This window comes from Streptomyces shenzhenensis (genome assembly GCF_021462265.1).
GTDB classification, from domain to species: domain Bacteria; phylum Actinomycetota; class Actinomycetes; order Streptomycetales; family Streptomycetaceae; genus Streptomyces; species Streptomyces shenzhenensis.
In genome coordinates, this window is sequence record NZ_JAJONF010000046.1 from 1 (window position 1) to 13,891 (window position 13,891).

Annotated in this window: 10 protein-coding genes; 2 read left to right on the forward strand and 8 right to left on the reverse strand. The window is 71.8% G+C overall.

Annotated elements, in window-relative coordinates; genetic code table 11:
* Positions 1–1,551, reverse strand: a 1,551-nt coding sequence (locus tag LQ326_RS37945; RefSeq protein WP_234543623.1) for a putative T7SS-secreted protein, incomplete at its 3' end; no start/stop codon positions are given.
* Between the two features lie 167 nt (positions 1,552–1,718).
* On the opposite strand from LQ326_RS37945, the gene LQ326_RS37950 reads away from it, so the two are divergent.
* Complete coding sequence (locus tag LQ326_RS37950; RefSeq protein ID WP_234543624.1) at positions 1,719–3,188, forward strand: hypothetical protein; 1,470 nt, start codon at positions 1,719–1,721, stop codon at positions 3,186–3,188.
* 338 nt (positions 3,189–3,526) lie between these two features.
* Here LQ326_RS37950 and LQ326_RS37955 read toward each other — a convergent pair whose 3' ends face one another.
* The 6 genes from LQ326_RS37955 to LQ326_RS37980 form a co-directional block, all read right to left on the reverse strand.
* Complete coding sequence (locus tag LQ326_RS37955; protein WP_234543625.1) at positions 3,527–4,582, reverse strand: LacI family DNA-binding transcriptional regulator; 1,056 nt, start codon at positions 4,580–4,582, stop codon at positions 3,527–3,529.
* A gap of 95 nt (positions 4,583–4,677) precedes the next feature.
* Complete coding sequence (locus tag LQ326_RS37960) at positions 4,678–6,135, reverse strand: GH1 family beta-glucosidase (protein ID WP_234543626.1); 1,458 nt, start codon at positions 6,133–6,135, stop codon at positions 4,678–4,680.
* A gap of 238 nt (positions 6,136–6,373) precedes the next feature.
* Positions 6,374–7,294, reverse strand: a complete 921-nt coding sequence (locus LQ326_RS37965) for a carbohydrate ABC transporter permease (protein WP_234543627.1) — start codon at positions 7,292–7,294, stop codon at positions 6,374–6,376.
* Positions 7,295–7,308: 14 nt separating this feature from the next.
* A complete protein-coding gene (locus LQ326_RS37970) occupies positions 7,309–8,301 on the reverse strand; it encodes a carbohydrate ABC transporter permease (protein WP_234543628.1) in 993 nt (330 codons plus the stop codon).
* 423 nt (positions 8,302–8,724) lie between these two features.
* Positions 8,725–8,883, reverse strand: coding sequence for a hypothetical protein (locus LQ326_RS37975; RefSeq protein WP_234543629.1), 159 nt, complete (start codon positions 8,881–8,883; stop codon positions 8,725–8,727).
* The gene (locus tag LQ326_RS37980) at positions 8,883–10,199 is read right to left on the reverse strand and encodes an ABC transporter substrate-binding protein (protein WP_234543630.1); all 1,317 of its coding nucleotides are present in this window, start codon (positions 10,197–10,199) and stop codon (positions 8,883–8,885) included. The genes LQ326_RS37975 and LQ326_RS37980 overlap by 1 nt, the downstream gene beginning before the upstream one ends.
* Positions 10,200–10,828: 629 nt before the next feature.
* On the opposite strand from LQ326_RS37980, the gene LQ326_RS37985 reads away from it, so the two are divergent.
* Positions 10,829–12,244 (forward strand): GH1 family beta-glucosidase, encoded by a 1,416-nt coding sequence (locus tag LQ326_RS37985; protein ID WP_234543631.1) that lies wholly within the window; start codon positions 10,829–10,831, stop codon positions 12,242–12,244.
* A 119-nt stretch (positions 12,245–12,363) separates the two neighbouring features.
* Here the strand turns inward: LQ326_RS37985 and LQ326_RS37990 are convergent, their stop codons facing one another.
* The gene (locus LQ326_RS37990) at positions 12,364–13,812 is read right to left on the reverse strand and encodes a glycoside hydrolase family 18 protein (RefSeq protein ID WP_234543632.1); all 1,449 of its coding nucleotides are present in this window, start codon (positions 13,810–13,812) and stop codon (positions 12,364–12,366) included.
* Positions 13,813–13,891 lie beyond the last annotated feature (79 nt).

The following is a 13,891-nucleotide window of genomic DNA, read 5'->3' on the forward strand; positions in this document are numbered from 1 at the left end:
ACTCCCCGGCCGCGAATCCACCGGAGACGGCGCAGGAGGCGTCGCGGGGCGTGGGGCTGTCGGGGACGGCGGCGGGGTGATGTCGGGCGTAGGTGTCGCGGGCGCGGTATCCGGGCGGGGGCTGCCCTTGAAGGGGATCTTGTCGGTGATGCCGTCGACGCCACGGCCCAGGCCGGCCTTGCCGAGCGCGCCCACCGCGAGTTTGGAGGCGCCGTTGGCGATCTCCCCGGCCGCGACCTCCTTGGGATCGCCGCCCTGAGCGACGCCGACCCCGATCTTCGTCCCGACGCTTGCGCCCTCCTCGAAGAAGCTGCCCAGCTGGTCGGCCGCCTGCTTGCCGCGGGAGTCGCCCAGCGCCGGTTCCGTCGTGTTGCCGAACCGGCCGCTCTGGCCCTCTTCCACCGACGGAACTCCCCGGCCTCTGCCGATGGCGCCCACCGCGCCCTTGAAGACGGCCCCGGCGACAGCACCGGCCGCGGCTCCGCCGAGCACGCCGGCCGCCGTGAGCTGGTCATGGTTGGCAGCCTTGGCGGCCGCCTCGATGCCCGCGTTGACGGCGAATTTCTTGCCGGCGTCGACGAGGGCATCGCCGATGAACTTGCCGACGGGGTTGCCGAGGAAGCCTCCGACCACCTTGCTGCTGGTGAGCGACTGGCCGATGTCACCGATGCTGCCCGTGGCCTTCTTGATCAGGGGCAGGTTCTTCACCGTGGCGGCGAGGGCGGGACTGATGGCCTCCGCGAGCCGGCCGCCGAACTTGAGGAGTGCGCCGCCGGGGATGATGCCCAGCAGGCCGGTGACGAAGTCACCGGCCTTGATTCCGCCGGTCTGACTTGCGACCACTTGGTTGAAGACGAACAACAGGCCGCCGAGCAGGGCTCCGACCACGGGGAAGAAGACCGCGATGATCGCCACGAAGGCGGCCACCAGGACCTGCACGAACGGGAATTCCTTGAAGAAGTCGGCGATCTTCTGGAAGACGTTCCGCTCCGGGATCGCCTCCTCGGCCGCCTGGTCAAGCACCTGGACGAGCCGGCGCTGCGCGCTCTCCCGCAACGTCCTCGCCTGCTCCGCCAGACTCCGGGCCGCACCCATCTCGGCCTGGCCCGCGTCGATGGAGTCCTGGGTCGAACGCGCCTGCGCCCGCTCCTCGTCGGTCGCGTCGGCGCCCAGCTGCCGCGCGGTCTGGTTCGCCTGCGGCGCGGCGGCTCGCGCCCGGTCCACGGCCTGGTCGAAGACGCCCTGCGCCTCCTCGAGCCGGGGAACGTACTCGCTGTAGGCCTGAGCCGCGTCGTGGTACGACGTCCTGGTCTTGGTCAGCTTGTCCGGCAGGTCGTCGCCGACCTTCGCCCGGAGCGCGTCCATCGCGTCACCGGTGCCCTCGGAGATCGCCCCGTCCTGCTTGACGATGTTCAGCGCTCGCTCCGCGTCGTCGCCGATGCCCTGGTAGCGCTGCGCGATCCGCACGATGATGTCGGGGTCGCCCGGTGCCGGGTCCGAGTCCATTCCGAGAAGCTCGAAGTCCTCGGGGCTCGAGTGCCGACGTGCCATGCGATTCCCCCCGGTCCGGTCGGTCTGCTGCGCTGACGTGCGATCGCGAGGTACACGGGGCCGGAGTCGCGGAACGTTCAACGAATTCCGCGTCGGGTTCGAACTTTTCGGCCGGGCGGCCCCGTGTAGTCGGTGCAACGCAACACCGGACGACATGGGTGGACACGATGAGCAACGGCGCGGGCCAGGTGCCCGACCACCGGCGGAGGACCGTCCCGGTACCCCGCATCCCGCAGGCTCTGCGGTACGCCCTGACCGCTGTGCTGGCGGCTCTGCTGGCGGTGCTCCTGGCAGTGGCCGGCGCGGCCGGCTCCGCCGCGGCGGCGCCCCCCGGCGACGACCTGATCAAGGTGTTCGTGGTCCAGGACCCGGCGCAGACCGGCGGGCAGCTCGCCACGTTGGGGTCGATCGCCGCGGCCGCACTGGGAGACGCGACCCGGGCCGGCGAGATCTTCGACCTCAACCGCGGTCTGACGCAGAAGGACGGAAGTGCCCTCAGCGGTCCCGGCGACCCGCTGCACCCGGGCTGGATACTGCGGCTGCCGGCGGACGCCTCGGGAGCCGGGGTGCGACTGGCCAGGGACACCGGTGGCCAGAGCAGTGCCTCTGCTCCCCCGGCCGGCGGCCCGGCCTCCGGATCGTCGGCTCCGCCGGACGCGGGCGGCGGGCAGTCCACCATGCTCACCATCCCGCTGGCCGCCGCGCTCGCGCTGCTCGGCGCGATCCTGCTCGCCCTGGTCACCGCGGGCATCGTGGGCCGCCGGAAGGTCGGTGCCGGTGTCGCCGCCGCGCGCCGGGGCCTGAGCCGGCTGGGCGAGCCCGTACGCCGGCGCCGCCTGCTGACGCGGCGGCGGGCGACCAGCCGCTGGTTCGATGCGGACGCCGACTCCGTACGGCGTGCCTACGGCGCCCTCGGCGAGTTCACCGCCACGCACCGGGAGCCCGAGCGGCCGGTACACGCGCTGAGCGTCGACGACGCCGGGACGACGGTGTGGCTGTCGGCCTCCGATACGGCCGGGGCTCCGTGGACGAGCGTCGACAGCACGCGTTGGCGCCGCCCCGCGTCCGCACCGGATCGGCAGCCCGCCGCCGACGACGGCCTGGCCTCGGGGGCCGTTCTCACCACGGCCTGCCTGGTCCGTCCCGGCACGGACACCGACGGCCGGCCCGTCTTCGTGGACCTCAGCCGCCTGGACGGGGTCCTCAGCGTGACCGGTGAGAAGCTGGTGGCGCGTGACGTCGTGCAGAACCTGCTGGCGGAGATCGCCCGTACTCGTCCGGGCACCTCGGTGACCGTGCTGCGCGGAACGGCCGACGCTCCGCCGCTCACCGTGCCGCCGGGCCTGCGGCAGGTGCCGCAGGCCGCTCCGCCTCGGGCCGCGGCCGCCTCGGTGACCATGCGGGGCACGGTGCGCGGTGCCGCCTCGCGCCGGCCGCTCAAGGGACTGGTCGTGGTGGCGGGCACGCCGAGCGGGCGGCAGGCCGCCGAACTGGCGGCCCTGTGCGGCCCCGGCGGCGCGGGCTGGACCGGGCTCGTCTACGGGGAGTCCCGGGACGCGCACTGGCGCTGGTACACCGATCGTGACGGCCGCGTCGACATCCCTGTGCTGGACCTCAAGCTCACGGTGCCGGCCTGAGCAGAGTGCTCACGGTGCCGGGCCTGAGCACAGTGCTCACGGTGCCGGGCCTGAGCAGAGTGGCGGCGCACCGCGTCCGGCCGCGCACCGAGAACCTCACCGCCGCCCGCGCCACCACCGCGCGTCGGCCTGGAGGGGCTAGGGCCTGCTGCGAAAGTGGCGTCGTCGCCCGAAGGGCGGCCGCGCGGCGTCCGGTGCGTGCTCTGGGGGTCCCCCCGGCCGAAGGCTGGGGGAGTGCCGTCCGGAAGTCCTCGTACTGGGTGTACTCGGGCTTTCGGGCGGTGCGGCGAGAGGGCGTGCCGGGCGTCGCGCGGCAGACGGCACTTTCGCAGCAGGCCCTAGGAGGACGCCCGGATCGCCAGCGCCGTCGGCAGTACCGCGTGCCGCCGCTCCAGCCCCCCGGCGGCGGCCGGACGCCGGTCGGCGATCTCGGCCAGCAGCAGGTCGATCATCGCGCGGCCCATCTCCTCGATCGGCTGGCGGACGCTGGTGAGCGGCGGGTCCATGTGGCGGGCGATCGCCGAGTCGTCGTACCCGACCAGCGCCACGTCCTCGGGGATGCGGCGGCCCGCCACGCGCAGCACCTGGCGGGCGCCCGCCGCCATCACGTCGGAGCCGGCGAACACGGCGTCGAGGCCGGGCTCGCGCTCCAGCAGCCGGGCCATCGCCCGCCGGCCCCCCTCCTCGGTGAAGTCGCCCGGCTCGATGAGGAGTTCGTCCGGCTTACGGCCGGCGTCGCGCAGCGCGTCGCGGTAGCCGTCGACGCGGCGCTGGGCTCCGTACACGTCGAGCCGGCCGGTGATGTGGGCGATCGTGCGGCGGCCGCGGGCCAGCAGGTGCTCCACGGCCGACCGGGCTCCGCCGTAGTTGTCGGAGTCCACCGAGGTCAGCGTCTCCTCCGCCGAACGCGGGCCGCTGATCACGGCCGGGATCTCCAGCTGGGCGAGCAGGTCGGGCAGCGGGTCGTCGGCGTGCACGGACACCAGCAGCACCCCGTCCACCCGGTGCGCGGCCAGGTACTGGGCGAGCCTGCGCCGCTCGCGGTCGCCGCCCGCGAAGATCAGCAGCAACTGCATCTCGGTGTCGGAGAGTTCGGCACCGACGCCGCTGAGCATGTCGGAGAAGTACGGCTCCGCGAAGAACCGGGTCTCCGGCTCGGGAACGACCAGCGCGATCGCGTCCGTGCGGTTGGCGGCCAGCGCGCGGGCGGCGGTGTTGGGGACGTAGCCGAGTTCGTTGACGGCCGCCTCCACGGCCGCGCGGGTCGCGTCGCTGACCCGCGGCGAGCCGTTGATCACCCGCGACACCGTGCCGCGGCCCACGCCGGCCCGGGCGGCGACCTCCTCCAGGGTAGGCCGCCGAGTGCCCCGGCCCCGCTCACCCTTGACCGCCATAGTCGCCGCCTTCCGTTCGCAGCCCTCAGGCCAGGAAATCTAACAGCCGTGCCCCGGACGCTCCGGGCCCCGTCGCCCCCCAGGGCCGTACCGGGTCAGCCCTGCTCGCCGGTGCTCGGCAGCGCGTTCTGGCGGATCACCTCCGCGTACCAGTGTGCGCTCGCCTTGGGGATGCGGCGCTGGGTGCCGTAGTCGACGTAGACGGCGCCGAAGCGCTTGGAGTAGCCGTAGGACCACTCGAAGTTGTCCAGCAGCGACCACAGGAAGTAGCCGCGGACGTCCGCTCCGTCGGCGACGGCCTGCCGGACGGCGTCCAGGTGGGAGTGGAGGTAGGCGATCCGCTGCGGGTCGTTCACCCGGCCCTCGGGCGAGACGTAGTCGTCGAAGGCGGCGCCGTTCTCGGTGACCATCAGCGGCTGCGCCGGGTGCGAGGCCGCCAGGCCGGTCAGCAGGGTGTGCAGTCCGCTCGCGTCGATGGCCCAGTTCATCGCGGTGAGCTGGTCGTTGGCCAGGTGGAAGGCGACGTCGTCGGCGCCCGTCCACGGCGAGTGGGCACTGGCGCCGTGGCCGTCGTCGCGGGTGCTGGCGCCGCCCTCGACGGCCGCGGAGACCACGGTCGGCGAGTAGTAGTTGACGCCGAGCAGGTCGATGGGGCGGGAGATCTCGGCCAGGTCGCCGTCGTGCACCAGCTCCGTCCAGTCCACCAGGTGCCCGGTGTCGGCGAGCAGGTCCTCGGGGTAGGCGCCGTCCAGGATCGGGCCGGTGAAGACCCGGTTGCCGACCGCGTCGATACGGCGGGCGGCCTCGGCGTCCGCGGCGCTGTCGGTGAGCGGGCGCACCTGGTGCAGGTTGAGGGTGATGGAGGTCTGCGCGGTCGACGGCAGGTTCTCCCGCAGCGCCCCGATCGCCAGCCCGTGGGCCAGGTTCAGGTGGTGCGCCGCGCGCAGGGTGGCCGCCGGGTCGGTGCGCCCCGGGGCGTGCACGCCGGAGCCGTAGCCCAGGAAGGCGCTGCACCAGGGCTCGTTGAGGGTGGTCCACACCCCGACGCGGTCCCCCAGGGCGCGGGCCATGATCTCTGCGTAGTCGGCGAAGCGGTGCGCGGTGTCCCGCTGCGGCCAGCCGCCAGCGTCCTCCAGCTCCTGGGGCAGATCCCAGTGGTAGAGGGTGGCGACCGGGGTGATGCCCGCTTCGAGGAGTTCGTCGGTGAGCCGCCGGTAGAAGTCCAGGCCGCGCTCGACGGCGGGCCCCCGGCCGGTGGGCTGCACCCGGGACCAGGAGACGGAGAACCGGTAGGCCTTGAGGCCGAGGTCCTTCATCAGCGCCACGTCGTCCTTGTACCGGTGGTAGTGGTCGGCGGCGATGTCACCGGTGTCGCCGTTGCGGACCTTCCCGGGGGTGTGGCTGAAGGTGTCCCAGATGGACGGCGTACGACCGTCCTCGGCGGCGGCGCCCTCCACCTGGTACGCGGCGGTGGCCGCCCCCCAGACGAAGCCGGGCGGGAAGGAGGTGTGTGAGGCCGACTGGGCAGTGGTCTCGGTTCGTACGGCGGTCATCGTGAGAACGCTCCCGGAGTGGCGTGGAGGAGGGAAGGAGAAAAAAGGGGGGAGAGGGGAGGAGGGGGAAGGGGGTCGGACACGGTCCTGCTGCGGGGAGGGCGGCCGGGTCGCACGCGGGCGCCCGGCCGGGTACGGGCCCGCGCCCGGGCGGACCCGTACCGGACGGCGGGTCGCGCGGACCGCCGGAACGCGGGGAGGCGGGCCGCCGGAGACGGGTGGGGCGGCCCGCCCGGCGTCAGCCCTTGACGGCGCCCGCCATGATGCCTCCGACGATCTGCTTGCCGAAGACCACGAAGACGAGCAGCAGCGGCAGGGTGCTGATCAGCGCGCCGGCCATGACGATGCTCTGGTCGGGGGTGTAGGAGGCGCTGAGCTGCCCGAGGGCGACCTGGAGGGTGGGGTTGTCCTGGCTCAGGGCGAGGAAGGGCCAGAAGAAGTCGTTCCACGCCTGGACGAAGGTGAGCATGCCGAGCACCATCATCGCGGGCCGGGCCGCGGGCAGGACGACGTTCCACACGATGCGGATGTTGCTCGCCCCGTCCACCTTGGCCGCCTCGATGAGTTCGTAGGGCAGGGCCTCCAGCAGGTACTGGCGCATGAAGAAGACACCGAAGGCGCCGACCAGGGTCGGGAAGATCACCGACTCCAGTTTTCCGCCCCAGCCGATGTCCGACATCATCATGAAGAGCGGGACCACGCTGAGCTGCGGCGGGATCGTCAGGGTGGCGATGACCGCGGTCATCAGGGCGCCCCGGCCGCGGAAGCGCATCTTGGCGAAGGCGTAGCCGGCCAGCGTGCAGAAGAACAGGGTGGCCGCGGTGATGCAGCCCGACACGATGATGCTGTTGACGATGGCCTTGCCGAGGTGGGCCTGTTCCCAAGCGGCCTGGAGGTTGCTCCAGAGCCTGCCGCCCGGCAGCAGCGGCGGCGGGCTGTCGAGGACGCGCTGCTGGTCGTGCGAGGCGGCCACCAGCGTCCAGTACAGCGGGAAGATCGAGCCCAGGCCGACGGCGACCAGGGCGAGGTAGGTGAGGGGGCCGCCCTTGAGCTGCTGCCCGGCGCCGAGCTTGAGACGGACGCGGTTCCTGGCCGGGGAGGCGGTCGGCGGCACCGGGTCGAGGCCCGGTGCGGTGTTGGTGGGGCTGGTCGTGGTCATCGATATCGCTCCCGTCAGGCCGCGCTCTTGTGCACGAGCCGGCCGACGATCCAGTTGATCAGGGCGATGAGCAGCAGCAGGGCGAGCATGGCCCAGGCCACCGCCGCGGCCGGACCGAGATGCCCCAGCTTCCAGCCGTAGTTGTAGAGGTAGATGCTGAGGGTTTCGTACTGGTGCTCGTTGCCGCCGGTGGAGCCGAGCGTGCCGCCCTGGAGCAGCAGCGGCTCACCGAACAGCTGCATGGAACCGATCGTCGAGATGACGATGGTGAACAGGATCGTCGGGCGCAGCGAGGGGATGGTCACCTTGCGGAACTGCTGCCAGCGCGTCGCTCCGTCGATGGAGGCCGCTTCGTACAGGTCCGTGGGCACGGCCTGCATCGCCGCCAGGTAGATCAGCGCGTTGTAGCCGGTCCAGCGCCAGATGATGATGACCGAGATAGCGATCTTGGACGTCCACTCCCCGTTGCCCCAGTCGGTGTTGCCGGCCCCGAAGAAGTGCAGCACCCAGTTGAGGATGCCGCCGTCGGCCCGGAAGACCAGGGCGAAGACCAGGGCCGCGGTCGCCACCGAGGTGGCGTACGGGGTGAGGATGATCGTCCGCCAGAAGGTGCTGGCGCGCAGCTTGTAGTTGAGCAGGTGGGCGAGGCCCAGCGCCACGAGCAGCTGCGGGACGGTCGAGATGACGCCGATCAGGAAGGTGTTCGTGACGGCCGTCCAGAACTCCGAGTCCTGGAGGATCTTGGTGAAGTTGTCGAAGCCGACCCACTGCGACTGGCTGAGGCTCGTCATCTCCACCCGGTGCAGGGCGATCCAGCCCGTGTAGAGGAGCGGGTAGAGCCCGAAGGCACCGAAGATGAGGAAGAACGGAGCGATGTACGCGTACGGGGACGCGAGGTCGTCGAAGCGCCACAGCCGGCTGCGCCAGGTGCCGCGTCCGTTCGGTGCGGCACCGGAGCCGCCGGCGGGCGGGGTGGGGGCACCCCGTGTGGGTGTCGTCGTTGCCACGGGGGATTTCCTTCCTGGGGGTTCGGCCGGATACGGGGCGGGGATGTCGGGGTCTCCCGCCGGAACGGAACCGGGCGGCCGGCCGGCGGACTGCGGGCCCGGGTTCCGGGCTGGGGCCCGGACTCGGGACTGGTGGCCCGGAATCGGGCCGCGGGGCCCGAGCCCGGACTGCGGGCCCGAGCCCGGGCTGAGGCTCGGAGTCGGGCCCGTACTGCGGGCCCGGTGCCGGACTCTTACTGCGGATCCGACGTCGGACTCGGCGTCGGACTGGTACTACGGGCCCGGACTCGGTGAGGAAACGCTTCTCCGTGTCCGTGTCCGTGGCCCGCCGGTGTCCGCGACCTCCCGGGCCGGGAGACACGGCGTGGCCGGTGCCCGGCGCGTCCTACCCACGCGCCGGGCACCGGAACCTCGTACGCCGGTCTACCGGCCGCTGTACGGCAGGTACCGGTGCCGGCCGCCGCGCGGCGGCCGTCCGGAGCCGACCGGTACCGAGCGGTCCCGGTGCGGAACGCGGGCGGCCCACGCACCGTGGCGCGCGGTGCGGGCGGCCGGCGGAGCCACCCGCACCGCGCGGGTCATCAGCCGATCACCTTGTCGATCGCCTCGGTCGCGGCCTTCCACGCGTCGGCGGGCTTGGTGCCCCGCTGCTCCATGTTGTTGATCTGCGTGGAGATGGTGTCCTTGATCGTCGCGTCCTTCGGGCCGAGCACCGCCTCGGGGATGGACTGGGCCTCGGCGGCGTAGATCTGGCCGATCGGCGCGTTGTTGAAGTACGGGAGCGTCGCGTTCTTCACGCTGTCCAGGTCGTAGGCGCCCTTGTTGGACGGGAAGACGCCGATCGCCTTGAACACCTCGGCCTGCTGCTCCGGAGCGGTCAGCCACTTGACGAGCTCAGCGGCCTCCTTGGCGTGCTTGCCGCTCTTGGGCACGGCCAGGAAGGAGCCACCCCAGTTGGCCGCGGTCGAGCCGGGGGCCTTGGCTATGTCCCACTTGCCCTTGAAGGCGTCACCGGAGTTGGTGGAGATCTGCCCGGCCATCCAGGCGGGGCAGGCCACGGTCGCCACGCTGCCCTTGCGCAGCGCCGCCGTCCAGGCGTCGGTGAACTGCGCCAGACCGTGGCTCAGCTTCTTCGACGCGGCCTCGGCGGCCAGGTTCCAGCCCTGCTGCACGGAGGGGCTGTCCTTGTAGATCGGCTTGCCGTCGGCGTCGTAGTACTGCTTCGCGGAGGAGCTGACGACCGCGTTGTACATGGCGCTCGCGGAGTCCATGAAGTAGGTGCCGGACGGCGCCTTCTTCTTGTACTGCTCGCCGAGCTTGAGGTAGTCCTCCCAGCCGCCGGCGACGGCCTTCGCGACGGCGTCGCGGTCGGTGGGCAGACCCGCCTGCTTGAAGAGGTCCGTGCGGTAGCACAGGGACATCGGGCCGATGTCGGTGCCGGCGCCGATGACCGTGCCGTCCGAGGCGGTGGCCTGCTTCTCCTTCCAGGAGACCCAGTCGCTCACGTTGATCGTCTTGCTCAGGTCGACGAACTTGGCCGCCTGGGTGCTGGCGACCTCCTTGATACGGCCGACCTCGATGCCGGTGACGTCCGCCAGGCCACTGCCCGTGTTCAGCTGCTGAAGGAGCTTGGGGTAGTAGTCCTGCTCGTTGGCGGTGGTCTCTTCCTTCACCGTGATCTTCGGGTGCAGCTTGTGGTACTTCGCGAACAGGTCGGCTTCCTTGTAGCCGAACTGCCCGAAGTCCGCCACCGTGAGAGTGATGTTCCCGTTGGAGTCCGAGGCGTCCGAGTCGCTGTCGCTGCTGCAGCCGGTCAGCAGCAGTGCCGAGGCGGTCAGGACCGTTGTGGTCAGGGCCGCCGCTCTGTGGCCGCGACGACCGGTACGGGTGATGCGCATTCCACTACTCCTTGTTCCAGTGGGGAACGGGATCTCAGGAATCAGACCGCCGGGGACCGGCGATCCGGACCTGCCCTCTCGGTACAAGCAGCGGCCAGCCCACAGCACTCTACGTGCGGTGAAAAGGTGCTGGTCAACGAGGTTCGGTGACGACAGAGGGATAGGCCATGGGGTGGTTCGGTCCGCACGGGAGAGATTCCCCGGCTTCCCGTGGGACCGCTCCCACGCGGCATGCCGGAAGACTGGTTCCTGTCGGGCCGACTGTCAAGACTTGAAAACGGCGTTGTTGCCTAAGCGTGTTCCGGACGTCACGGGAACGTGTCGCGCCGGGGTGTTTCACCGGCGCGACATCAGCCCGCCTCATCCAGGAATCATGCAGGTCACAGGCGCGACAACCCTTGGCGCTCCTGGGGCGGCGCCGCACACCGCCGCACGCTCGGGGTTTCCGGGGTCCGGTCGCGACACACCCGGAACGGACGCCGAGAGGTGAACGATGGGCTTTCCGGAGGGCCTTCGGGGAGCCGGACGCCCGGCGCGCCCCGGCGCGGCCGCGGGAGCCGGCGGCCCCTCTTTGCCATGGGAGCGCTCCCATGCATAATGGCGCCAGCCGACACCATGGGAGCGCTTCCATGTCCGATCCGCTGACCGCGAGTTTTCCCCCCGCCTTCCTCTGGGGCGCCGCGACCTCCGCGTACCAGATCGAGGGGGCGGTGCGGGAGGACGGCCGCACCCCCTCGATCTGGGACACCTTCAGCCATACGCCGGGCAAGACCGCCGGCGGCGACACCGGTGACATCGCCGTCGACCACTACCACCGCTACCGCGACGACGTGGCGCTGATGGCGGACCTCTCGCTGAGCGCCTACCGGTTCTCCGTCTCCTGGCCGCGCGTCCAGCCGACCGGCCGCGGCCCGGCGGTCCAGGTGGGCCTGGACTTCTACCGCCGGCTGGTCGACGAGCTGCTGGCGAAGGGCATCAAGCCCGCGGTCACCCTCTACCACTGGGACCTGCCGCAGGAGCTGGAGGACTCGGGCGGCTGGCCGGAGCGGGACACCGCGTACCGGTTCGCCGAGTACGCGCAGATCGTCGGCGAGGCGCTCGGCGACCGGGTGGAGCAGTGGACCACGCTCAACGAGCCGTGGTGCAGCGCCTTCCTGGGTTACGGCTCCGGGGTGCACGCGCCCGGCCGTACCGATCCGGCGGCCACCCTGCGCGCCGCGCACCACCTCAACCTCGCGCACGGCCTCGGCACTTCGGCGCTCCGAGCGGTGATGCCGGCCCGCAACCAGGTCGCGATCAGCCTCAACTCGGCGGTGGTACGGCCGCTGTCGCAGGACCCGGCGGACCTGGCGGCGGTCCGCAGGATCGACGACCTGGCCAACGGGGTCTTCCACGGCCCGATCCTGCACGGCTCCTATCCGCCCTCACTGTTCGAGGCGACGGCCTCGGTCACGGACTGGTCGTACGTCCAGGACGGCGACCTCGCCGCCGTCCACCAGCCGCTGGACGCCCTCGGCCTGAACTACTACACGCCCGCGCTGGTGTCGGCGACGGCCGAGACGACCGCCGGGCCGCGCGCGGACGGCCACGGCTCCAGCGACCACTCCCCGTGGCCGGCCGCCGACGACGTCACCTTCCACCAGACGCCGGGCGAGCGCACGGAGATGGGCTGGACGATCGACCCGACGGGCCTGCACGAGCTGATCATGCGCTACACCCGGGAGGCGCCGGGCCTGCCCCTCTACATCACCGAGAACGGCGCGGCCTACGACGACAAGCCCGACCCGGACGGCAACGTCCACGACCCCGAGCGCATCGCGTACCTGCACGGCCACCTCTCGGCGGTGCGCCGGGCGATCACCGACGGGGCGGACGTGCGCGGCTACTACCTGTGGTCCCTGATGGACAACTTCGAGTGGGCGTACGGGTACGGGAAGCGGTTCGGCGCGGTGTACGTCGACTACGCGACGCTCACCCGGACCCCGAAGTCGAGTGCCCGCTGGTACGCGGAGGCGGCCCGCACGGGCACGCTGCCGCCGGTCTGACCGGAGGACGCGGGGCGCGGCACCCGCAGGGGGGGCGCCGCGCCCGTCGCACAGGGACCGCTGGACCGCTCAGCCGCCGGTCGGCCTGTCCCGGTGGAGAGGTCCGGCCGAGGGGCGGGTCAGCCGATCGCGGCGAAGGCCTTCGAGAAGGCGTTCTTGTCCTGGACGATCGAGCTGCAGGTGGCGTCGGCGGTGGACTTGGCGCCGCCGGCGCACTGCTGGTCGCGGGTGGCCGACCACATCGAGAGCCCGCCGAGGCCCTTGGCCTTGGCGAAGTCGACGAGCTGGGTGGCGTCGTCCACCTTGAAGACCTCCGAGGAGACGTCGTTCACGCCGATCATCGGGGTGACGGCGACCGACTTCCAGGCGGCGGAGTCGGAGAGGCCGAGGACGCTCTTGATCTGGGCCTGGGTGGCGGTGGCGGCCTGGGTCGCGTAGGTGCCCATGTCGCCGTTGTACGAGGCGCCGTAGTCCATCGCCATGATGTTGACGGTGCTGATCCGCACACCGCCCGCCTTGGCGTCGGAGAGCAGGTTCACGCCGTCCTGGGTGAGGCCCTCCGGCATCACCGGGAGGGTGAAGGAGACGTCCAGGCCGGGGTGGCTCGCCTGGAGCTCGGCGATGGCCTTGGCGCGGTTGGTGTTCGCCGTGGTGTCGGGCAGCGCGCCGCCTTCCACGTCGAAGTCGACCTTGGTCAGGTCGTACGCGTCCACGACCTTGCCGTACGCCGTCGCCAGGGCGTCCGCCGAGGAGCAGGTGGTGGCGAGCTCGCTGCCGGAGGCGCCGCCGAAGGAGACCCGGACGTCACCGCCCTTGGCGCGCAGGGCGCCGATCTGGGACGCCACACCGTCGCTCGCCAGGTCCGTCACCCCGCCCCACTTGGGGATGCAGCCGCCGCCGTCGGTGACGAAGGCGAGGTTGTAGTTCTTCACGCCGGTCGCGTTCGCGGCGGCGAGGAGGTCGAACGCCGGGTAGAGGGAGGTGTCGACGTACGGGGCGAAGCCGGCGGAGGCACTGGTGCCGGATCCGGCGCTCCGGCTCGGGGAAGCGGTGGGAGTGGCGGTGGCGGGAGTGGAGGCCGTGGCCGTCGGGGTCGGGGTCGCGGACCGCGTCGGGCGGCCGCTCGGCTCCGGGGTCGCCGTGCCGTCCGCCGAACAGCTCGCGTTGTCGATTCGGCAGCCGGTCGGGTCCCCGCCGCCGTTGACCACGAAGCCGACGGTGTCCGACTCGCCTGCCGCGAGGCCGTCCGTGTCCCACTTCGGCGGCTTCACGGTGACGTGCCGGCCGCTCACGGTGTACTCGGCGTTCCACAGCGAGCTGAGCTTGGCACCGGCCGGCAGGTCGAACTCCAGGGTCCAGCCCTGCTCCCTGGCACCGCTGTTGTTCGTGACGACGTACTGCGCGGTGTACCCGGTCGACCAGTCGCTGGTCTTCGTGTACGCGGCGTCGACCCCGGCCGCCTGCGCGATGCCGCTGAACACGACCGCCCCGCCACCGACCACGGCCGCGGCGACCAGACCGCCTATGACCTTGTTCCTGCCGCTGATTCTGCGCCGGTGCGTACTCATGCCGTGCCTGCCTTCGCCTGCCAAGGGGGGTGGGGTGCGGCAGCACGCTAGCGACCGGCAATCGGACAAACGGCCCGAT